This is a genomic window from Rothia dentocariosa ATCC 17931, assembly GCF_000164695.2.
Lineage (GTDB): Bacteria > Actinomycetota > Actinomycetes > Actinomycetales > Micrococcaceae > Rothia > Rothia dentocariosa.
The window spans coordinates 42,074-65,694 of record NC_014643.1 but is presented as its reverse complement, the minus strand read 5'-3'; the positions used below and the strand labels follow the sequence as shown (position 1 = coordinate 65,694).

The 23,621-nt window shown below is 50.3% G+C and carries 23 protein-coding genes and 1 pseudogene; 19 read left to right on the top strand and 5 right to left on the bottom strand.

The window, feature by feature from the left end:
• Positions 1-113: 113 nt before the first annotated feature.
• Entirely contained in the window at positions 114-683 is a 570-nt protein-coding gene (locus HMPREF0733_RS00295; protein ID WP_115333633.1) for a hypothetical protein, read from the top strand.
• Here HMPREF0733_RS00295 and HMPREF0733_RS00290 read toward each other — a convergent pair.
• Complete coding sequence (locus HMPREF0733_RS00290) at positions 680-910, bottom strand: helix-turn-helix domain-containing protein (protein ID WP_004005036.1); 231 nt, start codon at positions 908-910, stop codon at positions 680-682. The two genes, HMPREF0733_RS00295 and HMPREF0733_RS00290, sit on opposite strands and share 4 nt — an antisense overlap.
• A gap of 367 nt (positions 911-1,277) precedes the next feature.
• Here HMPREF0733_RS00290 and HMPREF0733_RS00285 point away from each other — a divergent pair, with 367 nt between their 5' ends.
• The 3 genes from HMPREF0733_RS00285 (at position 1,278) to HMPREF0733_RS00275 (ending at position 5,234) form a co-directional block, all read left to right on the top strand.
• Positions 1,278-1,958, top strand: a complete 681-nt coding sequence (locus HMPREF0733_RS00285) for an SAF domain-containing protein (RefSeq protein WP_244864747.1) — start codon at positions 1,278-1,280, stop codon at positions 1,956-1,958.
• On the top strand, positions 1,959-3,515 hold the full coding sequence (locus tag HMPREF0733_RS00280) for a CpaE/TadZ family protein (protein WP_013397414.1): 1,557 nt from the start codon (positions 1,959-1,961) through the stop codon (positions 3,513-3,515).
• 153 nt (positions 3,516-3,668) lie between these two features.
• On the top strand, positions 3,669-5,234 hold the full coding sequence (locus HMPREF0733_RS00275) for a sensor histidine kinase (protein ID WP_013397413.1): 1,566 nt from the start codon (positions 3,669-3,671) through the stop codon (positions 5,232-5,234).
• A 105-nt stretch (positions 5,235-5,339) separates the two neighbouring features.
• Here the strand turns inward: HMPREF0733_RS00275 and HMPREF0733_RS00270 are convergent, their stop codons facing one another.
• Complete coding sequence (locus HMPREF0733_RS00270; protein WP_004005030.1) at positions 5,340-5,588, bottom strand: WhiB family transcriptional regulator; 249 nt, start codon at positions 5,586-5,588, stop codon at positions 5,340-5,342.
• Positions 5,589-5,999: 411 nt separating this feature from the next.
• Between HMPREF0733_RS00270 and HMPREF0733_RS00265 the strand changes: the two genes are divergently transcribed.
• Positions 6,000-6,476, top strand: a complete 477-nt coding sequence (locus HMPREF0733_RS00265; RefSeq protein WP_013397412.1) for a hypothetical protein — start codon at positions 6,000-6,002, stop codon at positions 6,474-6,476.
• A 2-nt stretch (positions 6,477-6,478) separates the two neighbouring features.
• Here the strand turns inward: HMPREF0733_RS00265 and HMPREF0733_RS00260 are convergent, their stop codons facing one another.
• The 3 genes and pseudogenes from HMPREF0733_RS00260 to HMPREF0733_RS11570 all read right to left on the bottom strand — a co-directional run.
• Positions 6,479-7,498, bottom strand: coding sequence for a hypothetical protein (locus HMPREF0733_RS00260; RefSeq protein ID WP_041321514.1), 1,020 nt, complete (start codon positions 7,496-7,498; stop codon positions 6,479-6,481).
• Positions 7,495-10,224, bottom strand: coding sequence for an FtsK/SpoIIIE domain-containing protein (locus tag HMPREF0733_RS00255; protein ID WP_244864745.1), 2,730 nt, complete (start codon positions 10,222-10,224; stop codon positions 7,495-7,497). Before HMPREF0733_RS00255 ends, HMPREF0733_RS00260 begins: the two co-directional genes overlap by 4 nt.
• A 24-nt stretch (positions 10,225-10,248) precedes the next feature.
• Positions 10,249-10,764: pseudogene (locus HMPREF0733_RS11570) on the bottom strand (FHA domain-containing protein); the annotation flags it as partial.
• Between the two features lie 503 nt (positions 10,765-11,267).
• Between HMPREF0733_RS11570 and glf the strand changes: the two are divergent.
• The 14 genes from glf (at position 11,268) to HMPREF0733_RS00185 (ending at position 23,488) form a co-directional block, all read left to right on the top strand.
• A complete protein-coding gene (glf, locus tag HMPREF0733_RS00250; protein ID WP_004005025.1) occupies positions 11,268-12,455 on the top strand; it encodes a UDP-galactopyranose mutase in 1,188 nt (395 codons plus the stop codon).
• 2 nt (positions 12,456-12,457) lie between these two features.
• Complete coding sequence (locus HMPREF0733_RS00245) at positions 12,458-14,467, top strand: glycosyltransferase (protein WP_013397408.1); 2,010 nt, start codon at positions 12,458-12,460, stop codon at positions 14,465-14,467.
• Entirely contained in the window at positions 14,464-15,342 is an 879-nt protein-coding gene (locus HMPREF0733_RS00240) for an ABC transporter permease (RefSeq protein ID WP_013397407.1), read from the top strand. The genes HMPREF0733_RS00245 and HMPREF0733_RS00240 overlap by 4 nt, the downstream gene beginning before the upstream one ends.
• Before the next feature lie 5 nt (positions 15,343-15,347).
• Complete coding sequence (locus HMPREF0733_RS00235) at positions 15,348-16,115, top strand: ABC transporter ATP-binding protein (RefSeq protein WP_004005021.1); 768 nt, start codon at positions 15,348-15,350, stop codon at positions 16,113-16,115.
• A gap of 265 nt (positions 16,116-16,380) precedes the next feature.
• Positions 16,381-17,643, top strand: a complete 1,263-nt coding sequence (locus tag HMPREF0733_RS00230) for a TadA family conjugal transfer-associated ATPase (RefSeq protein ID WP_013397406.1) — start codon at positions 16,381-16,383, stop codon at positions 17,641-17,643.
• Positions 17,643-18,497 (top strand): type II secretion system F family protein, encoded by an 855-nt coding sequence (locus tag HMPREF0733_RS00225; protein WP_013397405.1) that lies wholly within the window; start codon positions 17,643-17,645, stop codon positions 18,495-18,497. Before HMPREF0733_RS00230 ends, HMPREF0733_RS00225 begins: the two co-directional genes overlap by 1 nt.
• Positions 18,494-19,426: a type II secretion system F family protein gene (locus HMPREF0733_RS00220; protein WP_013397404.1), complete on the top strand. Its 933-nt coding sequence runs from the start codon at positions 18,494-18,496 to the stop codon at positions 19,424-19,426. Before HMPREF0733_RS00225 ends, HMPREF0733_RS00220 begins: the two co-directional genes overlap by 4 nt.
• Positions 19,427-19,487: 61 nt before the next feature.
• Positions 19,488-19,706, top strand: coding sequence for a hypothetical protein (locus tag HMPREF0733_RS00215; RefSeq protein WP_013397403.1), 219 nt, complete (start codon positions 19,488-19,490; stop codon positions 19,704-19,706).
• A gap of 4 nt (positions 19,707-19,710) precedes the next feature.
• Entirely contained in the window at positions 19,711-20,121 is a 411-nt protein-coding gene (locus HMPREF0733_RS00210) for a TadE family protein (RefSeq protein WP_041321512.1), read from the top strand.
• A 133-nt stretch (positions 20,122-20,254) separates the two neighbouring features.
• Positions 20,255-20,617, top strand: a complete 363-nt coding sequence (locus tag HMPREF0733_RS00205; protein WP_239668160.1) for a hypothetical protein — start codon at positions 20,255-20,257, stop codon at positions 20,615-20,617.
• Positions 20,618-20,627: 10 nt separating this feature from the next.
• The gene (locus HMPREF0733_RS00200; protein WP_013397400.1) at positions 20,628-21,098 is read left to right on the top strand and encodes a pilus assembly protein TadG-related protein; all 471 of its coding nucleotides are present in this window, start codon (positions 20,628-20,630) and stop codon (positions 21,096-21,098) included.
• A 68-nt stretch (positions 21,099-21,166) separates the two neighbouring features.
• Entirely contained in the window at positions 21,167-22,294 is a 1,128-nt protein-coding gene (prfB, locus tag HMPREF0733_RS00195; RefSeq protein ID WP_013397399.1) for a peptide chain release factor 2, read from the top strand.
• A gap of 14 nt (positions 22,295-22,308) precedes the next feature.
• A complete protein-coding gene (smpB, locus tag HMPREF0733_RS00190; protein ID WP_013397398.1) occupies positions 22,309-22,803 on the top strand; it encodes an SsrA-binding protein SmpB in 495 nt (164 codons plus the stop codon).
• A 208-nt stretch (positions 22,804-23,011) separates the two neighbouring features.
• Positions 23,012-23,488, top strand: a complete 477-nt coding sequence (locus HMPREF0733_RS00185) for a DUF4190 domain-containing protein (protein ID WP_013397397.1) — start codon at positions 23,012-23,014, stop codon at positions 23,486-23,488.
• Positions 23,489-23,621: the final 133 nt, after the last annotated feature.

Sequence of the window (23,621 nt, the reverse complement as noted above, 5' to 3'; positions counted from 1 at the left end):
CAAAATCTTAATCATTTAGTAATAATTCTCGGGGAAATACTGATTTTCCAGGGTTCTGTGCGGGGTACAATGTGCCTCAAAACCTTAGAATGCAGTAGGCTCATAGCATGAGAATGCAACGATTATTTCGAGATTTAGACATACAGTTTGAAGCGGAGCAGCTCCGGGCTCTTGAGAACCAGGCACAGCGACGTGCCCGCATGGAGTATATGGCGGTAACCATGCGTGAGCGATGCGCGGCTCAACATGGGAGCAGGGTAAAAGTCAATGGTACGGACGGGATGGTTCGTGAAGGGTATCTTGAAGCGATTGGTCAAGGATGGATTCAGATAAGCACAGGACGAGAGAATATCCTTATTCCAGAATCGAGCATCCTGTGGTGGGAAAGCGAGAGTCAGGCGGCAGAGGTCAAGGTTGATGTGCAGGCCCGTGCCTACAGGTTTAGTATGTCCGACGCCTGCTATGCCTTGATGATGGCCCAAGAGCCTGTGCGGTTATCTTGTGCTTCCCCAGTAAACACGATGTTTGAAGGTGTTATCGCACGAGTTGGGGCAGATTTTATCGAAATGGCGTTAGCTCCATGCGAACCTTATTCCGCATACTCCAATGCGCTGGCATATAAAGAACGGGGTGTGAGGATAATCCCCACATCCCGTATATGTGCTATTGTGACGGTCAATTAGTTGGCTTTGATTTTCGTCATTTTGCCGGAGGCGATGGCTTCTAGTGTCTGCTCGTGGCGTTCGTTAATGTACTCTTCGAAGCGTGTGCGCTCAATACGCCATTGGTTGCGACCACCAATTTGAATTGCTGGTAGTTCACCGCTACGAACGAGTGCTCGTACCTGGCTCAACGACACCTGCAACTCTTCGGCGACATCGCTGAGTGTCAAAAAACGTGGTGCAGACATGGTAAAAAATCCTTCCGCTACAGAGTCTTTGGGTCCCTTTGTGCTCTTGGGGAGCAGCTAATGTGTAGTTTCAGTATAGTCTACTAAATAGGCTTATGCCAGCTTATTTATGTACATAAGCCTGAAAAAATTATCTAGCTGCACATCTCATATTCATAGGTTTGTAGTTTAGATATTATGCACACAAAGAGATGATACCGCGCTCAAAATTGTAATAATTGCTTTCAAGGTGTGCAGTGTGGTGCTATATAATTTAGGCGCTTGCTCCCTGATGAAAGCGCAGAAAACAGCTACAAACCGCTAGGGTAGCGACACTTCCGGATGAAAGGTCTATGCAGTGAAGCATAATAAAATCTCCAGAACGAATATGCATCAATCTGAAGAAAGTAGTATGCGTATGCACAAGCCGGGTTTTAAAGACCCGAAGCTTATTGTTGGTCTTATCTTAATTCTGATTTCAATAGCGGGAGTGATTGGAATTATTAGAATTAATAATCAGACTTATACATATTACACTGCGAAGAATGATATTTCTATTGGGCAAAAGATTACTCCAGATATGCTGATTGAAAAACAGGTTAATCTGGGTGATAGTAAAGATCGCTATCTTTCACGTGAGCAACTTGAATCAGGAAAGTATATCGCTGTGCGGCAAATTCCTGCGGGGGAGCTTATTAGCTCGGCATCTGCAAACGAGAATATCCAGGAGCGCAGACGGCTTGTTACGGTAACCCTTGATCGTGGAATAGCTTCTACTTTTAAAGCTGGCGAACGTGTGGATATCTGGGTCATCTCCTCCGGTAAGGAAAAGCAGAAAGTGCCTGAGGGCGAAGGCAAAAACGAGGATATTGAGTCTGAACAAAAACCTCTTGTTCAGAATGCAGAAATATCAACTATTGCGGTTGATGAAGGGGTTTTGGGTGCGAACGGGCATGCCAATGTACAGCTTTGGATAGAATCCGAAAAGCTGCCGGACATTCTGCATGCCATGTCATCAGAGACAAAAGTTACCCTTGTGCCTATTGAATATAAATCTGAGGGGAACTAAGTGATCCATAATATCCCTCTGGTACTTTTAGGAGACGACGGTACCATCCTGAACGCTATCGAATCTCAACGGGGGCGTGTTAGCGTTGCTCGAAGCGCTCATACTTTTGCGGATGCTTTAGGCTATGCCCACGCCGGAATAGCGTGTGCTATCCTCAGCGTGGGTCTGCCCCAGGAAGCTACCGTATCTATTCTGCACGAACTGGACGAAGCAGATGTAAAATTTATTGCTTTGGTTCCTGAAGATACTCCGCTTCCGGATCTTGTTATGCCTCTTGCAACAGATACGGAACCGCATCAACTGCCAGCGGTAGTGGAAAAACTACTTGATGAGGCATCTGCTGAGCCTGAACAGGAACTCGGCATAACTCCTCAAAAAGCGGAGAACGGGTATGGGTACGACTCGGGATATTCCGGACACTACGGATATGATACGCAGAATCTCTACAACGGGTCAGGAGAATACCTGCATCCCGATACTTCTGGATACGGCTATGCTCTAGTAAACCCGAATAGAAGCCAGACTGAACAAAGCAGCATGGATTTTCCATTGTCTTGCCCTTCGCAAGAGCAATTAAAAGCGTCGCAGCTTCAGGAAGGTTACGAAGCCTCTGCTCACTTTGAAAGTAATATGCAGCAGCCAACTCTGAACGAACGTAGAGATTCGCCCCGACAATACTATCCACAGTTTTCTGCGCCTCAAATAGACGACACTGTAGAAGCTGGAAACCGAGGAACTATTGTTGCCGTTTGGGGCACAGGGGGAGCGCCGGGGCGTAGCACTTTAGCGCTTAACCTAGCGAACTGCGCTGCCGCTGAGGGGATGCGTGTATGCTTAGTCGATGCCGATACCTATAACCCCTCATTAAGTCCTCTTTTAGGTCTTCTAGATGATTATTCTGGTATCGCACAGCTGTGTCATTTTATCGAGCGTGGGCAGCTTGACACCCAGATTAGCGATGAGGCAATTAGCACTCTGCGGGTGGGAAAGTATTATCTTGATTTTTTGAGCGGTATAACTCGTCCCGATCGCTGGCCTGAGCTGCGAACGCGTGCGCTCCGCGATAGTATAAAGTGGCTTGCGCATCGCTATGATGTCATTATTCTTGACACAGCAGCATGTCTTGAGTCAGATGCCGAGCTTGGTTTTGCGCAGGCTGGTCCCCGCCGCAATGGTGCTGCTATAACGGCTCTTGAAATGGCGGATCATATTGTATTACTGGGAAACGCCGATATTATCGGTATCCCTCGAACGATCCGTGCGTATGACCAAATGCATGAAGGTGCCTGTACGCTTCGTGATACTGCCAAGGTTCATATCTGGCTTAACAAGGTTCGTGCTGAGGCAACCGGACGGGACGCGGAACGAGAACTGGCGAATACCTGGCAGCGTTTTGGGCCGCGAAACCCTATTTCGGGGTTTTTACCGTATGACCGGAAAACCGTGGATCGGGCATGGTTTCGTGGGCAGACTCTTCTGGAATATGCGCCCAGAAGCCCGCTTATTGTTGGGATTCGCAAGCTATACACATCGTTGGGCCTTAGGAAACTGAGGTGAGCCTTTTCTCGGGATACGAAACCGAAAAGTAACAATAGGATCTATTGCGCATGAATAAGGCGTAAAAACTATAAACTCTCCACGTCATATATCCAGAAAACATGGTTGAACCGTAGAATAGGTTAGACGTATTCAACTTCTTGGGAGAGCCCAATGTCTTTTACAGAGAGTAATCTCAGCCCTGGTGGTTTCGGTCCTGGTGATACCGAGTGGATTCACCTCATCATCGGGGAGTGGCAGATTATTGCCGATATTGCTCAGAGTGACCTTGTTGTATGGTTCCCCACTGACTATGTGGTGGCTGATGGGAGCGGGCCGGATAGCGTTTCTGGACCGTCGGCGTCCAGCGGGTTTTCAGCAATAGCACATGTGCGCCCGTCTAACGTTCACACTCTGTTTCATCACGATATTGTGGATCACACGATGGACGATAATATCTGCGATGAAGCACGTAAATCTTGGCATACCCAGAAGATTGTTCACCATGTTATGGAAGCCGGGCCCAGTATGCGCCCCGGAGTGAAAGTGACCTTTGTGCCAATAGTGCGTAATAGCCGTACTATTGCGCTTCTGAGTATGCATACGATTCCCACTGTAGTGCGGGCATCATCTCAAGCTGAAGAAATCTATAACTGGGTTACCGAGAATATGCTTGAGATGATTCACCTCGGTATTTGGCCTGATCCTCTGGCGCAGGAGAATAATACTCGTGGTAATCCGCGTGCCATTGATGGAATTATCGTCATTAATCCACAGGGGCAGGTCGTTTTGGCCTCACCCAATGCAAACTCAATGTATGCGCGCTTGGGGCTAGGTGACCATCTTGAGAACCTCAACCTGGCGGATGTTACCCGAGATATGCTTCCTTCTGGGGAGGAAGCTGATGAGACTTTGCAGCTCGTTCTAGCGGGCCGTGCGGATATACGTACTGAACTTACGATTGGCCGCACCCGAGTAACGATGCGCTCTATTCCACTCGTGCATAGTACTACTTTTCGGCTGGAACGTCGTGGTGCACTTATTTTGTGCCGTGATGTCACTGAGCTGCGTCGTCGCGAGCTGGAGCTTATGACAAAAGATGCAACAATCCGAGAGATTCACCATCGTGTTAAGAATAATCTTCAAACGGTTTCGGCGCTTTTACGGTTGCAGTCGCGGCGCATGACAACACCTGAAGCAAAGCAGGGACTGGAACAAGCTATGCGACGCGTGGCTACAATTGCAACGGTGCATGAAGCTCTATCGCAGGGGTTAACGCAGAGTGTAGATTTTGATGAGCTTATCGAGCGGCAATTCCATATTGCTGCCGAGCTCGCTTCTCCCGGGCAGACCGTAGATACAGAGCTCTTGGGGCACTTTGGGTTACTCCCTAGTCAGTTTGCCACTCCGCTTGCCCTAGTTATCAACGAGGTTGTTGCAAATGCTGTGGAGCATGGGCTGAACGGTGAAACTGGGCGTGTGACTCTTGAAGGGCGCCGAAACATCAATGAGCAGGGGGATAATACCCTGACCGTTATTATTACGGACAACGGCAGAGGTATGGGGGATGACCCCATCGAAGAATCTGGTGCGGATGCATATCGGCCTACAGCGGAGCATGAAGGATTAGGAATGCAGATCGTACGTACTCTAGTTGCCAGTGAGCTTAACGGCTCGATCCGTTGGGAAGCGAATGAGCCTTCTGGCACGCGCGTTATTATCAACGCCGTCTTGAGTTAGTACAACGTAGCATTTTGGTATGAAGAAAATAGCAGAAGCCCGGTGTCACTCCTGCCGGAAGTAGGAGTGACACCGGGCTTCTACTTTGAGAATACGCGCTTATAGTTAGGAAGCACGGCGGGCACGAGCGGCGCGACGTTTCATCGCACGACGCTCATCCTCGCTTGTACCTCCCCAAACGCCAGAATCTTGACCGGTTTCGATAGCCCATTTGAGGCATACGTCAATAACCTCGCACGAGCGGCAAACAGTTTTTGCCTCTTCAATCTGCAAGAGAGCAGGCCCGGTGTTTCCAACAGGGAAAAATAGTTCTGGATCCTTATCCAAGCAAGCAGCACGGCTACGCCAATCCACAGCTGGACCTCCTTCTATCTTATGGTTTGCTCGTGCTTCGCTACTGCACGGTAGCTGACAACAAGCGATAACTTAACTTGTTCTGTGTGCGTGTAGGCAAATCTTTACGTCAATGAGTGGTGCAAAAATTTGACTTATCAACTTTCGCATGGATATTCCTCTCTGACAAGGGGTTTTCCGAAAAAAATCTTAAAATCTTGGAGGTTTGCATCACTTAGGGTCTCCTTGTATCTAAGTTTCAATACTTAAGAAACTCCTATAACTATGTTCAAAAATCATGAAAGAAGAGCAAATTACGTGAACTTCTACGAATGCACGACATAAAACGTCAGACCATGCGTGCTTAACGACTGCCAGTTAGAATTAAAAGCCTATAAGCCTCGCATCTGAGCCCACCGCAAGGAGAGTACGATGGGGAAGACCACCAACACGATGAAAGCACGCATCACCGTACCGATTACTGTAAAAATAACCTCCGGTATATTAGGATTTTTTGCCGTCGTGCTTGTGTACCGCGGAATTATCGCACCCTTCATCATGAATGACTCTGAGAGGAACGCAGATCGTATCGTCAACAGTCTCATTCAAGTTGCTTTGGGGGTAGGCATCATGTTCTGTGCTGTTCGTTTCTATCAGGGACATGCTCGTGTCTGGGTGATGCTCATCAGCCTGTGTGCTGCTTTTGTAGGTGCTTCTAACCTCTCCATATACTTTAGTCTTACCCCAGAAGTACAAGCTGCTGCCGTAACATTTTTAGTGATTAACTGTGTGGAAATTCTCTTAGCTGGAACGGCATTCGCGCTCCTCTTCACCCGTGCAACCCGAGAATATACACTCAAAGTTACTGAGGAAGAGGAACGAGAATTATCCCGTTATGCGGGTCGATAAATTTACTCTTGATAAGCCTGAACGGCATTATGTGCAGACTGATACACCTCATCGGGAACCTGAAAAGCCTGTACACGGCCCGCATCCACAAGTGCTCCGCGCCCAGCCGGTAACATCCCCTCGGTATACATATCGCGTGGGATCTCATGCAAAGAACAAATGTCCCCATCAGAGATAGAGGCAGGGGCCAAAAGAACCGCTCGCGAGCATCCAGAAAGTGCCGTCAAAATGGGGGATGAATGCCACCGGGCCCATGGCGTATATGCTACCCAAACAGCCCTGAAACGCGGCCCGAGCTCAAGAAGCACCTGCTGAGCGGCTGTCGGTATATAGGCAAGATCATCGATGAGAATCAGAGTTTTCTCGGGATCTTGTACCGACTTGCACATCTGGCGAATTTTCTGGGCGTCGGGTGGGGTGTTCCCATTGATGTAGAGAGCTCCCAGATGCGGGTTAAGCATTCGAAGCGCAGAAAGAAAATGCGTTTTACCTGAGGCACGGGAACCCACAACGGGTATAAAAACGCCTTCCTTGGCCTGAAGAAAACTAGGATCGCCCGTACGAGAGTAGCCGCACAATATATGTGTTCCCTGGGCGTTGTAGCCTCTATGCCACATGACGATTGTCTCTAGCTGTGGCATGGGAAAAGTCTGCGGGAACTGACGGAGTGAGAGCGACTTATCGCATGAAAAGTTGGAGTTACCCGATTGCAGCTCGATGATATTTTCACATGAGGTCACAACAGGGCACAACGTTGATGCTTCCAGAGGAACATCGCCCACAAGGGCGGTATTGAGCCCGCCTTCGATCGCAAAATGTGTGGCGTTCGGTAGAGGATAGCTCTTAGAAGACTTGCGCAGTAAATCCGATTCCACAAACCTGCGGCTGAGAAGGGTTGAATATGCGACCGAATTGAACCTGCCTCGCAGAGGAAGAGCTGAGGTAAAAACAACCTGGTAGCCCTCACGGTAGCTTTGAGCCAATACATCGTAGAGATATGACTCCGTCTGGGGGTCTCTCATGAGCATTTCAAGCCATCCATCAACTCCGTCACAGATGAGCAGAGGCTGCTGAGTGCTCTGGTCAGCATGATGACTCGAACGTATTTTTCGAGGCAGAATCGAAGATGCTGAGGCTCATGGGGGCCAACGAGTACGGCAAGACTATCTGCGTACGAGTGCAGGCGTCGATGATACCCTGCATCTGAGGTAAAAACATAGACAGGGTTCTGCCGCTCAATAGCTTGGGCTATGAGCGCGTTTGTGATTGCGGTGCGTTCGGAAACAGTTCCTAGCACGGCAAGGGCGCCCGGATGTGCCTCTAAATCCAGCCGGATAGGCTGCCGTTTACCGTACTGTGGGATTTCGACGGTGCCCAAAAGGTAACCGCGTCTACGTGCGCCGTCTGAGCCGAGGATTTGATGAAGATCGGTATCAAGCAGGGTACGGGTTAGAGGAAAATTCTCCGGTAATGCTTGCGGTATAGGAGTATACCGTGCGCGGGTATAAGCAACACTGCTCGAATTTTGCTCGGAATGGTCAACAAACGCAGGGCTCTTATGCGAAGACAGATATAAGTCACGAATACTGTGCACGGCACGAGTTAGGAGCTTATCCTCACCTTCGGCTGGAACTTGTTGTACGGAGGGTATCTCGTTTAGGGGAACCCATCCCGGACTCTCCCACCGATATATCTGTTGGAAGTCCGCATGTTGCTGCGGAAGAGCGTCCACAAGTGGGGCACGGAAAGCTAGAATACGACCATCTGGAAGACTGACATATCCAGCCCCGGGAGAGGACGCGGAAATATGCGCGGCCTTTTCATGTCCTAAGAGATTGTATGAATCCTGTGCAGATGCCACACGCAAACAGATGTTTGTAGCAATATTGGCCCGAATATCCTGTGAAATACTTCCCTGAGGTCGTTGAGTTGCCAAGAGCAGGTGAATACCTAAGGAACGACCAATAGTAGCGATGCGCATTAGCTCGGTCATAGCATCCGGCATAGACTCAACGAGCATACGGAACTCATCGACCACAATCACAACTTCCGGGTACTGTGGTGTTTTGCCCGTTGAAGCGCACAACCGCAGGTAGTCATGATAAGAATTTACCCCTAAGTTGCGTAAATCAAGCTCACGTCGGTTCACATCGGCACGTAAAAACTCAAGCGCGCGGCGAACGGCGGCAACATCGAAATCGCTCAGCAAACTGAGTGTATGGGGAAGCTCAGCCAGAGGACCAAGCCCGGCGGAACCCTTGAAATCTACCAGAATAAGCCCCAGCCGTTCTGGGGAATATCGCAGAGCCGCACTAAGGATGAGCGAACGCAAAAGTTGAGATTTTCCTGCGCCGGTGGTGCCTCCCAGAAGCCAATGTGGGCCGTGTGTTGTGAACCCAATATCGCAAAATCCTTCGGTGGTGGCCCCTAAAAGACAACGAATATCCTCTGCGTAGCGGTTGTGTTCCCACCGCTGAAGGCACTGCTCGTAGAGGAGATTCGTAGACTGCTGGGTAAGCTCAGAGAAAGCAAGCGTGCGTGCATGGACCGAACCGGTGCCGTGTCCTGACCCTGGGGGAGATGACGCCTGGACCGCAGATAAAGCCCCCAAAGTACGAATGTATGTGTCAGTACTGAGCCCATCCGCTGTAGCACATATATCGTGCAGGTCTAAGGGGTGGTTCTGAACGATCCCTTCGTGAGGCGTAAGTCCTGCGTGTTGAGAAGAACCGGTGATTTTGTGGGCTGTATCATCAGTGATGTTGCCGCGAAGCAGATATTGCACAGATTCTAGGTAATCGCCGTGGGTATGTACCTGCAGGTGGGGTATATGGGTGAATACCGAAGCAGAGCGAGGTGAATCAATGGTTCCACGGGCGATAGGCATGTGAACAATGCATAACCTTGCTCCCTGCGCGGCTCGTTTAATCAACGCAGCCGGTATGGAACGCACTAGTGATGCGGAAATGATGAAAAGTCGGTCGTCTCCAGCTTCCTGTGAAGTCGATAAGGCTGTTCCTGGACGTTCTGCAGCATCACATATCTTTTCGAGAATATGGTGAGCCTGAGACGCACCCTCGTGAAGAAACACACGGGGGCAGACACCTAAGGAACGCAAAGCACCGTAAAGCGGTGTTTCGGCATGCTCAGCATCGGTTATGACCGTGATGGTATCGCGTGCATGGGCTACAAGCTGTACTAAATAAGCATGAAGATGTTCGGCACGCAGCAATACGTCGTGAGGTAAGCCTGGTACTGGGATCGGAATATAATGTGGAGCCTGTGGATGCGGGGAAATCTTCTCAAATCGTACGTTTCGCCCCGAAATATAGGGGAGACGAGGACCGTATCCTAGGACCACAGCAGGTGACCGTGCAGCGTCAGGAGCCGCTGCGTGCAACAGTGTTCCTGCTGTCGGCAGTGCCTGTGCTCGTTCTAACTCTTGCTTTGCGCTGCTCTTCACCAACGCAGCGGCACCGCGGTTTTCCGCTCTGCCCCCGAAAAAATGCATCAGCATAAAAAGTGAAGAAGCCACAGACATGAGCAAGAAAATCCACATACCTGTAAAAAGGGCGAAGGCCACGCCCGCCACGAGCGGTAACAGGATAGTCATCAGCATCATGCCCAGTTTTCGGGGAGCGGGCGGATTAACAATAACCGGAGTAAAAGGCGAAGAATCGTGTGAGGGCGTGAGAAGCTCCGGGGCTTTTCCAGGAGGACAGATGACACACAGTGAAGTACCTACCATAAAAGGTTTGTTCCACTGTAGAATTTGAGGCTTTGGGCGCGCATGGGAGCCGGTTCTTTGCGCAGTCCCCTCCGGTTCTAGAACCCTGAGAGTCACCCCTGAACCAGAAGCATCAAATTCGGCGTGGCGTGGCTTGATATACGGATCATTGAGTGAAATACCGCTACGCGTTTCGGAGCGGCCTAGAACGGTTAACCCACGAGGGAGTGAGAAGGAGCGGCCCGCATCTGGTCCCCGAAGTACGCAAAGAGTACTAACCGATGCTGGTCTCTCATCGGAAGGTTGCTCGGGTTTGATCCAGGCTCCATGTATCAGAGGTGCGGCTGCAGCCACGCAATCTTCTAAACGAGTGGAATCACCGCTAGGAGAAAAGACACTATATACATTTTTAGAGGGCGAAATTATGTGTTGTACCTGTGCCCCCGAGGTCTGCTCGGAACATTCAAGAGATAAGAGGCTTGGATAGAAATCGTGATCAGTCAAGCGCTCCTGGGCGCTCACATCTGCGATATCAGGGGTGTGGAAAAGCCGAAGTTTCATATTTCTATATCAGTCGGTATGCCATGTGCTTTCAACCGCTTTGTTGTGGTTCTGTGGATAACGTGTGAGATTCAGATGTGATGAGCAGGTTATCCACAGATATTTTGGAAATTTACCGGTAATAACGACGAAAAACCGGAAATATTACGTGATGTGCAGGCTCGCGTGATTGCCTCGGAGAGAGGTTGCATAGACGTGCAGTTTGAACCAAAAGTTGAGACACTCCGTATACCTCAGCCCGGTTCTTCGGTAGGATTGGTACACTCGAATTTCGGAATTATCGCTTATACCGTGTGCGTCGTGGGTTTAAACCCCCAGTCTGCTGTACCGGGAAAATATGCAACTGACGGTGTTATCGGGTAACTTTAGATAATGACTAAAATCGTTGTGTCAGTGGCAGCGTATGCCGTAAACACAACAGAATTGGCTCCCTTGCACAGGGCGTCTACGGCAGGTGAATTCGTTGATATAACGCGAGTTCCCATGACATACAGGAGTAAATAATGACTGCGGATCTCGTGGTTGTCGGATCCGGCCTTTTCGGTCTGACCATTGCAGAACAGGCAGCGACCGAATTGGGCCTGAAGGTCGTTCTGCTGGATCGTCGTTCTCATATCGGCGGTAATGCATACAGCGAGAATGAAGAGCAGACTGGTATTGAGGTGCACCGCTATGGTGCTCACCTTTTCCATACCTCCAACGAGCGTGTCTGGGAATATGTAAACCGATTTACTGGGTTCACCAATTACGTGCACCGTGTATACACTCGTCACAACGGTATTGTGTACCCCATGCCTATTAACCTGGGCACCATTAACCAGTTCTTTAACGCTGCTTACTCTCCCGCAGAAGCAAAGGCGCTCATTGCAGAACAAGCTGGCGAACTGGCAGGTACCGACCCGCAAAACCTCAACGACAAAGGTATTTCACTCATCGGGCGCCCACTGTACGAAGCCTTTATTAAACACTACACCGCCAAACAATGGCAGACCCCGCCGGAGGAACTGCCTGCATCCATTATTTCGCGTCTGCCTGTGCGGTACACCTACGACAATCGTTACTTCAACGATAAATATGAAGGTCTACCGGTCGACGGGTATGCAGCGTGGCTGGAACGCATGGCGGCGCATCCGAATATTGAAGTTCGTCTGAATACGGACTTCTTCTCGGATGATCATGAGTATTCTCGTGAGAAGGTTCTGGGGCAGATTCCTGTGGTTTACACCGGTCCCGTCGATCGTTACTTCGATTATGCAGAGGGCGACCTCTCATGGCGCACCATTGATCTGGAAGAAGAAGTTCTGCCGATTGAAGATTTCCAGGGCTGTTCCGTGATGAACTATCCTGATGCGGATGTTCCTTTTACCCGTATTCACGAGTTCCGTCACTTCCACCCCGAGCGTGATTACACCAAGGATGCAACCGTTATTATGCGCGAATACTCACGCTTTGCAAATAAGGGCGATGAGCCTTATTACCCGGTAAATACCTCTGTAGACCGTGAAAAACTTTTGAAGTACCGCGATCTGGCAAAGGGCGAGCAGAACGTTCTTTTTGGGGGTCGTCTGGGTACTTACAAGTACCTCGATATGCATATGGCGATCGGCGCGGCGCTGTCGATGTTTGATAACAAGATTCGTCCGCACTTTGCACAGGGTGCCAAGATTGAATCTGGTGGAGTTGACGCATAATTATGGCTGAAACTCAAACTCTGAAAACCCTGCAGCGCGTTATTTTCCCTAGCGCGGTTGAAACCGACGTGGTACCCCTGTATGTGGATGCTGGCGTAGCCGCTGGCGTTCAGTTGCCAACCCGTATTGATGGTGACGCTACCACGAGTATTACAGAGGCGGCGCAGGTACAGGAACAAAGTGCCGCTAATATCGCTGCTAACCGAACCGCAGCTGAAGGCCTTATCGGTCGTCGCTCCATCAACGTTAATCCTGGGCAAAGTCTCTCATTTGGCACCTATTTCAATGCGTTCCCAGCATCGTATTGGCGCCGTTGGACCGATCTTAAAGAGGTCGTACTGAGCGTCCAAACCCGTGGCGAAGGCATGGTGATCGTATACAAATCCAACGGTCGTGGTGTTATTCAGCGCGTGGATGCAAAGCTCCTTTCGGGGGACGAAACATCAATCTTTACCCTGCCCCTAGCGCCTTTCGGCGATGGAGGTTGGTATTGGTTTGATCTTTCTGGAACTGAAGATCTTGAGCTGGTTGAGGCTAATTGGCTAGGTGATATTGAGCCCCGTGCTGACGTTCAGGCCGGTCAAGCAACGGTTCAGATTACGACCATGAATAAGGTCGATTATTGTATTGACAACATTCGTACGCTTGGCAATAGCCCCGAAATTTTTGATGCCGTCCACGAGTTCCTAATTGTTGATCAGGGCAGTTCGAAGGTGCAGGATCACGAAGAATTCGAGGAGGTCGTTAAGCCCCTTGCCGGTAAGTTCCGCATCATTAACCAGGGGAATCTAGGCGGCTCTGGTGGTTTCTCACGTGGTATGTTCGAGGCAGTCAAGAACGGCAGCGATTATGTGCTTCTGCTTGATGACGACGTGATCGTGGAGCCAGAAGCAATTTTGCGCATGGTGACTTTCGCGAACTATTGTAAAGACCCCACAATTGTGGGTGCGCACATGTTCGATATGTTCGACCGTTCGGTACTTCATGCATTCGGCGAAGTCGTTGATCCGTGGCGTAACTTCTACGCGAAGCCTCACGAGGACATGGCGATGGGTCACGACTTAGGCCGCAGCAACCTGCGCAGCACGCACTGGCTGCATCGTCGTGTAGACGTGGATTATAACGGTTGGTGGATGTGTCTTATCCCAACTTCGGTAATCCGCAAGATCGGCCTGTCGTTACCGCTTTTCCTTAAATGGGATGACGCTGAGTATGGCTTGCGCGCGAAGGCTGCTGGTATCCCTACAGTGTCCTTCCCTGGAGCAGGTGTATGGCACGTTTCATGGACCGATAAGGATGACTCGGTGGGCTGGCAGGCTTACTATCATGAACGTAACCGCCTGATTACCGCGCTGTTGCATTCTCCCTTCGATAAGGGTGGCCGTGTGCTGGTTGACTCCATGTTCTTGGACGTCAAGCACACGTTGTCAATGCAGTATTACACTCAAGCAGGCCGCCTCATGGCGCTGGAAGATTTGCTGGCCGGACCGGAACACTTGCATGAGTCACTTTCGGCTCGTTTACCGGTAATTCGTCAGTTGGCGGGGGAGTACCCGGAGTCTCAGATGAAGCCGAATGTGGACGATTTTCCCACGGTTAAATCGAAGAAGCCGCCTTTCCGCGGCCGCCGCAATTTCAAGTCACCGGGATATAAGAAACTTGTGCCGTGGACCGCAAGAACGGTCGCACGTCAGCTGTTCAAGCCCGTAGATGATGAAGCAAAAGAACATCCGCAGATTCAGCTCAACTACGGGGAAACTAACTGGTGGACGCTGTCTAAGTTTGATTCAGCGCTGGCCACGAACGCGGAGGGAACCGGATTGTTCTGGTATCGCCGTGATCCTCAGCAGCTGCGGTCAAAGCTGATTCACGCTACCAGATTGCACGCGAAGATCATTAAAGATTGGGAGCAGTTGCGCAAGCGGTATCAAGATGCTGCAGCCGATGTCGCTTCCTATGATGCATGGGCAGAAACTTTTGCAAAGCATACGGAGTCTGAACTTAAGCGATGAGCACTTTGCACGATGAACCTTTGAAAGCCCCCGGCCGCGGGCGGGGAATCCTGGATGCCATTCGTAATCGGTACCTTTTGAGGTTACTGGTTGATAAGGAAATCCAGGTTCGCTACCGTGGCTCGGTTCTAGGGATCCTGTGGTCGTACATTAAGCCGGGCGTCCAGTTCGGCGTGTTCTATGTTGCCATGGGCTTATTCTTAGGCTTGGAACGAGGAATGCACAACTATGCGATCTACCTGTTTTCGGGCATGATCGTGATTAACTTCTTCTCGGAAGGATTCGGGAACGGTGCCCGCACGATGGTGGTTAACAGCGCCCTGATTCGGAAGATTTATCTTCCGAGGGAGCTCTTCTCACTTTCAACTGTGTGGGTGGCGGTAGTACATTTCATACCCCAAATCGTGGTGATGCTTATCGCTTGCTTCTTTGCGGGATGGCGTCCTGGGCTGCGCAATATTGCCGCGATTTTGGCTGGGATGGCTATCGTGATGCTTCTGTCCTACGGCCTGGGGCTCATCTTTGGTGTGGCAAACGTATTCTTCCGCGACTCCGAGAATATCGTTGATATGCTCCTGATGGTAGCAACATGGTTCTCCCCGGTGTTGTACTCCTGGACCATGGTACGTGACACTCTGTATCCGTGGGTTTTCAACGTGTTTATGTTGAACCCACTGACTGTTGCGGTTGAACTTTTCCACTACGGTTTTTGGCGCCCTACGGCAGACCTCGAAAAGTCGGGACATTTTGCTGAGATTGTTCCGCATCTGTTTAGTTTCTGGACTCCGGTAGGTATTGGTATTTCCTTACTGACCGTTCTAATCGGCGATTTGCTCTTCCGTAAGTTTGAGGGCAACTTCGCTCAGGAGCTCTGATTCTTGTGAAGATTGAGAAAATAGATCTGCCTGAGATTGATCCGAATGCTCCGGTTGTTATTCAAGTCGATGAGCTCGTTAAAAGCTTTGTGCTGCGTCATACGCGTTCTATGAAAGAAGCCTTTGTATGGCTTATGAAGGGGCGTAAAGGTGACCTGTCTGAGAAGTTTAACGCTCTCAATGGTATTACTCTGAATGTAAAACAGGGTGAACGTGTGGCACTTTTGGGGCTCAATGGCTCCGGTAAATCAACCCTTTTGAAGCTGATTTCCGGTGTGATGCAGCCTGAAGGCGGACAGGTTCTCAACCGCGGTAAAATCGCGGGCCTTATTGAGGTGGGTGCAGGCTTTCATCCCGACCTCACGGGGCGCGATAATGTATTCCTCAATGGCGCTATTCTGGGTATGACCAAAAAAGAGATTGAAGATGCCTTTGACGATATTGTGGCATTCTCTGAAATTGAGGAATTTATTGATACCGAGGTGAAGTTTTATTCATCCGGTATGTACCTGCGTCTTGCGTTTTCGGTAGCTGTGCATACTAACCCAGATATTTTCTTGGTGGATGAGATTCTGGCGGTTGGCGATGAACCTTTCCAGAAGAAATGTATTGCAAGGATTCAAGAGCTCATCCAAGCGGGCAAGACTCTGGTTGTCGTAAGTCATGACCTCGACCTGGTATCACAGATATGTGATCGCGGTGTAGTACTTGACCACGGTAATTTAAGTTTCGACGGGGACATCAAGGATGCGGTCAAGATGATTCGTGGCTAGGGTCTCTAGGCTCTTGTATGTTTTGACGGGGTGAGGGGAGAACAACCATAATGGTTGTTCTCCCCTCACCCCGTCTACGCATTAATTGACAGCCCTATAAGTCTTAGCAGGAGAGTCAGAAATTATTCGAGGAACATTACGCATAAAATATATGTAGTTTTGGTAAATGTTTTCCAGTGGATATATTGTGACATCAACGCGAAATTTTTGATTTAAGAGAGCGTTGAGAATACCAACCACACTAAACTTCACCGGGAGAACATCAATGGAGACCCCGAGATCTGCTGTCGTGCCAGATTATTATTCTCTGCTCGATGCCGAGATCCGTGATGCGATTCGCGACGGAGACCTTGACCCTTACACGTCACAGGATGCCGTCGAAGGGCTCATTAGAAGTACTGTTTCCGCCTACGAAAGACGGATGGTACGCGCTTCCCTTCCTCCTCTTGAGAACGTCGAAGAGATTATCCATCGGCTGCGTAACGATCTCTGTGGATATGGCCCGCTTCAGCCTTATCTTGATGATGAAGAGGTCGAAGAAATCTGGATCAATTCACCCGATGAAATCTTTGTGGCTCGTGCTGGCGAGAGTGAACTGACAGGGCTGCACCTCAGCGATGAGGCTATTCAACAGCTCCTGGAACGTATGCTCAAGCCTTCGGGACGACGTGTCGATTTATCATCTCCCTTCGTCGATGCTTCGTTACCGGATGGATCTCGTCTGCACGCCGTGATTCCCGATATTACGAGAGCCCACACCTCCCTCAACATTCGTAAATTTGTGGTGCGCGCCAAACGTCTTCCCGACCTCGTAAAGCTTGGTTCCCTGAGCGCGGGAGCCGCATCGTTTTTACATGCTGCTGTCGAAAGCGGAGTCAATATTTTAGTGTCCGGGGCTACTCAAGCGGGTAAAACCACAATGCTAAATTGTTTGGCAGCATCCATACCGCCGCGCGAACGGGTGGTGACCTGTGAAGAAATCTTTGAGCTTTCTATTCCTCTGCGCGATGTTGTTGGAATGCAATGCAGACAGCCTAATCTAGAGGGTAAAGGCGCAATAGCTCTTCGCCGCCTCGTCAAAGAGGCTCTGCGTATGAGACCGGATCGACTACTCATTGGCGAGGTTCGCGAAGCGGAATCCCTCGATATGCTCATCGCTCTTAACGCGGGTTTACCGGGTATGTGTACTATTCACGCGAATTCTGCACGGGATGCAGTCACTAAAATTTGTACTCTTCCGTTGCTGGCAGGAGACAATATCTCATCCGCCTTCGTGGTGCCCACTGTAGCGAGCTGTTTCGACCTCGTAATTCATTGTGGACGCGACACTCACGGGCATCGTCAGGTAGAAGAGATCTATATGCTGGGCGGTCGTGTAGAAGACGGCGTCATTGAGATGTCACCGCTTTTTACCCGTCAACAAGGTGAAATGGTGTGCGTAGCTTTAGAAATCCCAACACCCGAAAAATGGGTTCGCGCCGGACACCGGCCCGAACAAGTATTAGCAGCAGCAAAGGCGGGACGCTAATGGGTGTTATCTATGGCTTAGCAATGGGGATCGGGGTTTTCCTCGTATGGTGGTCATGCTGGAGCATGCCGCAAGGAGCCGTCAAGACTGAACGGGAACCGAAGATAGCGGTAACTCTTCGTAAAGCTGGGATGCACACTATTACTCCCTCGGCTTTTACCGGAGTGAGTATCCTCAGCGGGGTTTTAGCAGGAGTGCTTCTTTTCGCCCTGACCGGGCTGTGGAGCTTCGCCTTTCTAGGGACGGGCAGTGGTTTCATCATGCCTCGCGTGGTTGTGAATCATCGTGCGAAAGTGCGTGAGGGTAAACTCTGGCAGCTCTGGCCGGATGCCGTTGATCACTTACGATCGGCTATTCGTGCTGGGCTTTCGCTGCCAGAGGCTCTTATCCAGCTTTCGTACCGCGGACCGTATGAACTTCGAGAGGCTTTTGCACGTTTTGGATCGGATTATCGTGCAACCGGTGACTTTGTAGCTTCCTTGAATCGGCTCAAGGAGTATGTTGCTGATCCAGTCGCCGATAATATCGTTGAAGCACTCAAAATAGCACGTGAAGTCGGCGGCAGTGACTTGGGACGACTACTGGGCACATTGAGTAATTTCTTACGAGAAAATGCGCGTACCCGAGCAGAACTTCAAGCACGCCAATCTTGGACTGTCAACGCCGCCCGGTTGGCCTGTGTTGCTCCATGGGTAGTACTGATGCTGATGGCCACACAGCCTGCGGTTCGAAATATTTATAACTCTTTTGCCGGTTTCGTTCTTATGTTCGCGGGTGCTGGACTGTCGGTAATCGCGTACCGCATCATGCTCCGTATCGGGGCGCTACCTCAAGAAAGGAGGGTTTTTGCATGAACTTTGCTATTATCTTCGGGCTTTTCTTCGCGTTTGGTGTAATGCTCATAGCATCTTCATTGCGTAAGAGACGTGGGCCGAACTTTGGAGAACGTATTGCGCCGCAGATGCGCTCCGTTTCGATACGCGAATCCCTGCACCGTGAGAATCAGGTCTCAGGAACTAGCGTTTTAGATGCCCTTTATTCGTTCCTGGAACCTATGATGCAGTCGTTCCTAGGGCGGGTACGTTCTACAGAGTCTAGGGACGAAGCCCTTGCTGCTCGCTTGCGCCGCGCGGGAAGTGATCAGACTGTAAGTGCTTTTCGTGCCGAACAAATCCTCTGGGCGGTTAGTTCGGTGGCCCTTTTAGGAGTATTGAGCGTTATTGGGTTGTTGGAAAACCAATTGTCACTCTGGAGCGGCCTGATGCTCATTATCCTGGGTGGTGTTACCGGTTTTCTGGCGCGAGACTGGTGGCTGGGCCAGATTATTGTACGTCGTGAGAAACAGCTCATTGCGGAGTTTCCTGCGCTTGCAGAGATGATGGCGCTTTCGGTGGCTGCGGGTGAATCTGCTCTTGCTTCCCTGGAGCGCATTTGCCGTACATCTCGCGGGGAATTGGCCCGAGAATTTAACGATATTCTTGCGCAAACGCGAGCCGGATCCAGCCTACTGGCGGCGCTCAACGAATTCGCACAGAGTACACAAATTCCAGCCCTTAGCCGATTTGTCGATGGTGTAGCCGTAGCCATCGAACGCGGTACTCCTTTGGCAGATGTTCTACGGGCACAGGCCCAAGATGTGCGCGACAACGCGAAACGCGAGCTTCTCGAAGTAGCCGGGAAAAAGGAGATCGCCATGTTGGCGCCTGTCGTATTTTTAATTCTGCCTTTGACCGTAGTCTTCGCGATTTTCCCCGGTCTTTCACTGATGAAACTTGCGTTTTAACGCATCACAACCTCGCCCCTAAGGCGGGTTCCAAATAGCTCAATCACATAAGGAAAATACCATGTTTACTCAACTTCGTATGTTGTTTCTGTCTGTTCCCGGTATTGCTTTTCTGCTTGCCTCTTATAGAGGCATGCATGACGACCCAGAACGCGGAGATGTACCCGGATGGGTCATGATTACCATGATGAGCGCGATCCTTGTCGCCGCGATTTTAGCTATTGCCCAACCGGCTCTGATCAAGATGTTTAACGACGCTATCGCGCTTATTCGTCCCTAGTCGTATGAGCCGACATCAAAAACAAGAGCTTGCAGCACCGCCGTCAGAACGAGGGGATGCTAGCACTGAGTTCGTCATGGTTTCTGCTCTCTTAGTACTGCTGACCGTCGCAATTTTGCAGGTTTCCTATGCATTTTACACGCGCAATATTCTGTTGGATGCGGCAAGCGCGGGCGCTCGCTACGGAACATTGTACGACCGCACCCCTGAGGAAGGTCGGGAACGAGCAGAGCAGATTATTCGGGGGAACTTACCTGAGAGTTATGCGCAAGATGTACATACATCGGTATATGTCGATCCGTCTGGAATTCGTATTCTTGAGGTTCACATTACCGCTCCTTTGCCCGTACTGGGACCGTGGGGGTTCCCAGGTTCTATTTCGGTGAGTGGTCATGCTGCGTATATTCAGTCTTAGAAATTTGGCACTGCGTTTGCGGGCTCGTACAGAGGATTCAGAGAATACCGATCATGAACATGAGCGCGGGAGTGCAATTGTTGAATTTCTCGGGCTCGGTGTTACGTTGCTGCTCCCTATCATGTATGGGGTCTTGACGATTTTTTCAGTGCAGGCTTCGATCTTGGGGGCGCACGCCGCTAGCGCGCAGGTAGCTCAATATATTCAGGAGCTGCCGCCTGAGACTTCGATGTCGCAGGAACAGGCTCAACGTTTGAGCGCGCTTGTGGCACGCGATTTTGGGGTTGCAGAATCTGATATCTCGGTATCTTTGAGCTGTTCAGGATCGTGTAGCGCGCGGGAGAGTATTAGAGTCCAGGTTCAGGTAAATGCACACCTTCCCCTAATTCCGCAGGGGCTAGGAGCAAGCGTTATCCCGGTATCCTCACAATCAGTGACCTGGGGACAGACTGAGATAGGATCTGCTGCTTCATCCGCTTCCCGGGAAACTCCGTAAGGGAAATTAGATGGTAGTTTCGTACATTCATGCCGTTCGAAGTCGTGACGGTGATAATGATGAGGGGAGCATTAGTCCGCTCATCGTTGGTATGTGCGCTCTGATACTGTTGATAGCATCAGTGACTTTAGCGGTCACGGGTGCTCACGTACAAACCCACAGACTCGAAGACCTTGCGGATGCGCAAGCCATTTCCATTGCACGAACTATAGAGCATGGATTCTCGGAATATTCCGATAAATCTGCAGACAACGCTCGAGCTAGGCAGCTTGCTGCCAAATATCTGGAGGAGAGTGGAGCTTCTCACGAATTCGTGAACTTGCAGGTAGACTCGGTGCAGATTAGCGATGACCGTACTGTTCATGTCACGTTACGTGCTAGGATTCATCCTCCGATCGTTTCGGCCGTGGTTCCTGATGGTTTTGAGGTGAAGGCTCAGGCTCGCGCCCGCATCCACCAGAAACAGAAGGACGAAAAGTAAATGCGTCTGTAGCGTTGTAAAGTAATTCGGCGGGACTTTCCGCCTGATTCACGCTAGTCTTAAATGCTATGGCATCTTTCGACTTTTCGGCTGAGATTAAGGATCTGCGTTCCATATACGCCTCAATTGTTGCGGTGAGTGACCTTGAGGGTATCAAGTGCGCTCTTGAAGACCTATCTCAGCAAGCTTCAGCACCTGAGCTTTGGGATGATCCTGAGCACGCTCAACGGGTAACAAGCGCGCTTTCCCATAAGCAAGCTGAACTGAATCGTCTAACGAACTTAGCGTCTCGTATTGATGATGTTGAGGTCATGGTCGAGTTGGCACAGACCGAAGATGAATCATCCGCAGAGGACCTATTGGCGGAGGCTGAAGCCGAGTGTAAAGAACTGAGGAAGAAGCTGGATGAACTTGAAGTCTTGGTGCTGCTCTCTGGCGAGTACGATCAGCGTGAGGCTGTTGTAACGATTCGTTCAGGCGCGGGTGGTGTGGACGCGGCAGATTTTGCAGAGATGCTTTTGCGCATGTACTTGCGGTGGGCTGAAAAGAATGGCTATCCGACGAAAGTGCTGGACACTTCGTATGCTGAAGAAGCAGGGCTGAAATCCGTAACTTTTGAGGTCAACGCGCCCTACGCTTTTGGTCGCCTTTCTGTTGAAGCGGGCACCCATCGGCTAGTACGTATCTCTCCATTTGATAATCAGGGGCGCAGGCAAACCTCATTTGCCGCGGTTGAAGTTATTCCTCTGATCGAGCAGACCGATGCGCTTGAGATCCCCGAGTCTGAGATTAAGGTTGATGTATTTCGTTCCTCTGGACCGGGCGGTCAGTCGGTCAATACAACGGACTCGGCGGTGCGTATGACGCATATTCCGACGGGTATTGTCGTGTCAATGCAGAATGAAAAATCGCAGATTCAAAACCGGGCTGCGGCTCTGCGCGTGCTGCAATCGCGTTTACTTATGCTTCGTCAAGAGCAGGAGGACGCCAAAAAGAAAGAGCTGGCGGGTGATATTAAAGCAAGCTGGGGCGATCAAATGCGATCCTACGTGCTCCATCCGTACCAGATGGTGAAGGATCTGCGTACCGGATACGAGGAAGGCAACACATCAAGTGTGCTTGACGGGGGGCTCAATAGATTTATTGAAGAAGGTATTCGTTGGCGCGCCTCCGGTCGCCGTGTTAACGAAGGCTAAACATAAGGAATATCATGGCTCAGAAAAAGAAAAAAGGCTCTAAAACGGACCCGAATAATTCGATTATTGCGCAGAATAAGAAAGCACGACATAACTACAATATTGTCGACACCTATGAAGCGGGCATGGTTCTTTTAGGAACAGAGGTGAAATCTCTGCGCGACGGGGGAGCCTCCATCACCGACGGGTTCTGCCATGTGAAGGATCACGAACTCTGGCTGGAAGGTATTCATATTGCTGAGTATGGCTATGGTACGTGGACGAATCATTCGGCACGCCGCAGCCGTAAGCTGTTACTGCATCGTTCAGAGATTAACCGGTTAGAGCAGAAACTCAAAGAAACCGGGTATACAGTGGTGCCCCTCAAACTGTATTTCAGCGGTGGGCGTGTGAAGGTTGAGATTGCCTTGGCAACAGGTAAACGTGAGTACGATAAGCGTCAGGCGCTGCGTGAGAGGCAGGATAATTTGGAAGCGGCACGTGCTATGCGGTACCGCAACTTGGGATAGTTATCTAGGCTAGATGAGTTGGGCCTTACTGGTTGATGCCTCTGAAACACTGCCATTAGGGGACATCAAGACTTAGCTGTTTTAGCTAGAAATCTGCACCATTAATGCATATGTAGGATATACTTACTAGCAAGACATAAACGCGTATTTACTCGATGGGACGTGTAAGTATGCGACAACACAACAGACAGAAATATGGAGGAGTTTTATGTCTGAGAATACACCCGGTCGCTCTGAAGGACAGCCCGAGCAACCGAAATTTGTTCCTGCTGCGCCACCCGTTGCGCCTGCCGGGAATGCATACGCCGGTTACGTTCCGACGAAGCTCCCTGCTGGCTTGGCGATTGCCTCGCTGGTGTTGGGTATTGTGAGTATAGTTGGGGCTATCCCTTTAAGCTTCGTCACTATCGTTGTTGCCCTTGTAGGTCTGATCCTTGGCATTATTGCGCTTCGCAAGGTAAGCAAAGGTACCGGCGGTGGTAAGGGAATGGCTATCGGTGGTGTTGTTACTAGTGCTATCGGCTTTATACTATCAGCCGTGGTTCTTATCTTTGTTATTATCACCTTGATGATGGTTCAGGACTGCAAGAATACTGGTGTACAGAATAGTGACGGCTCTGTCACCTGCTCAATTAATGGACAGCAGATGACAGTCCGTACCGATGGGACTACTTCTATTCGGTAGCCAAGTTATTGTTCATCGTGTGGGGTGGGTAGCTCAAAAAGCTACCCACCCCACACGTTTGTGCTTCAAGGATAGTGGAATAGGTGAGATAGAGCATCCTAATTTTTATGAAGTTTAGGGTGTTGTAACCAAT

Excerpts from the sequence above, each read along its gene's own strand:
- HMPREF0733_RS00285 (WP_244864747.1), top strand. The coding sequence starts at position 1,278 with ATGCATCAATCTGAAGAAAGTAGTATGCGTATGCACAAGCCGGGTTTT.
- HMPREF0733_RS00255 (WP_244864745.1), bottom strand. The coding sequence starts at position 10,224 with ATGGTAGGTACTTCACTGTGTGTCATCTGTCCTCCTGGAAAAGCCCCG.
- HMPREF0733_RS00230 (WP_013397406.1), top strand. The coding sequence starts at position 16,381 with ATGGAGACCCCGAGATCTGCTGTCGTGCCAGATTATTATTCTCTGCTC.
- HMPREF0733_RS00245 (WP_013397408.1), top strand. The coding sequence starts at position 12,458 with ATGGCTGAAACTCAAACTCTGAAAACCCTGCAGCGCGTTATTTTCCCT.
- HMPREF0733_RS00240 (WP_013397407.1), top strand. The coding sequence starts at position 14,464 with ATGAGCACTTTGCACGATGAACCTTTGAAAGCCCCCGGCCGCGGGCGG.
- HMPREF0733_RS00290 (WP_004005036.1), bottom strand. The coding sequence starts at position 910 with ATGTCTGCACCACGTTTTTTGACACTCAGCGATGTCGCCGAAGAGTTG.
- prfB (WP_013397399.1), top strand. The coding sequence starts at position 21,167 with ATGGCATCTTTCGACTTTTCGGCTGAGATTAAGGATCTGCGTTCCATA.
- HMPREF0733_RS00295 (WP_115333633.1), top strand. The coding sequence starts at position 114 with ATGCAACGATTATTTCGAGATTTAGACATACAGTTTGAAGCGGAGCAG.
- glf (WP_004005025.1), top strand. The coding sequence starts at position 11,268 with ATGACTGCGGATCTCGTGGTTGTCGGATCCGGCCTTTTCGGTCTGACC.
- HMPREF0733_RS00220 (WP_013397404.1), top strand. The coding sequence starts at position 18,494 with ATGAACTTTGCTATTATCTTCGGGCTTTTCTTCGCGTTTGGTGTAATG.
- HMPREF0733_RS00215 (WP_013397403.1), top strand. The coding sequence starts at position 19,488 with ATGTTTACTCAACTTCGTATGTTGTTTCTGTCTGTTCCCGGTATTGCT.
- HMPREF0733_RS00225 (WP_013397405.1), top strand. The coding sequence starts at position 17,643 with ATGGGTGTTATCTATGGCTTAGCAATGGGGATCGGGGTTTTCCTCGTA.
- HMPREF0733_RS00275 (WP_013397413.1), top strand. The coding sequence starts at position 3,669 with ATGTCTTTTACAGAGAGTAATCTCAGCCCTGGTGGTTTCGGTCCTGGT.
- HMPREF0733_RS00210 (WP_041321512.1), top strand. The coding sequence starts at position 19,711 with ATGAGCCGACATCAAAAACAAGAGCTTGCAGCACCGCCGTCAGAACGA.
- HMPREF0733_RS00265 (WP_013397412.1), top strand. The coding sequence starts at position 6,000 with ATGGGGAAGACCACCAACACGATGAAAGCACGCATCACCGTACCGATT.
- HMPREF0733_RS00200 (WP_013397400.1), top strand. The coding sequence starts at position 20,628 with ATGGTAGTTTCGTACATTCATGCCGTTCGAAGTCGTGACGGTGATAAT.
- HMPREF0733_RS00185 (WP_013397397.1), top strand. The coding sequence starts at position 23,012 with ATGTCTGAGAATACACCCGGTCGCTCTGAAGGACAGCCCGAGCAACCG.
- HMPREF0733_RS00260 (WP_041321514.1), bottom strand. The coding sequence starts at position 7,498 with ATGAGAGACCCCCAGACGGAGTCATATCTCTACGATGTATTGGCTCAA.
- smpB (WP_013397398.1), top strand. The coding sequence starts at position 22,309 with ATGGCTCAGAAAAAGAAAAAAGGCTCTAAAACGGACCCGAATAATTCG.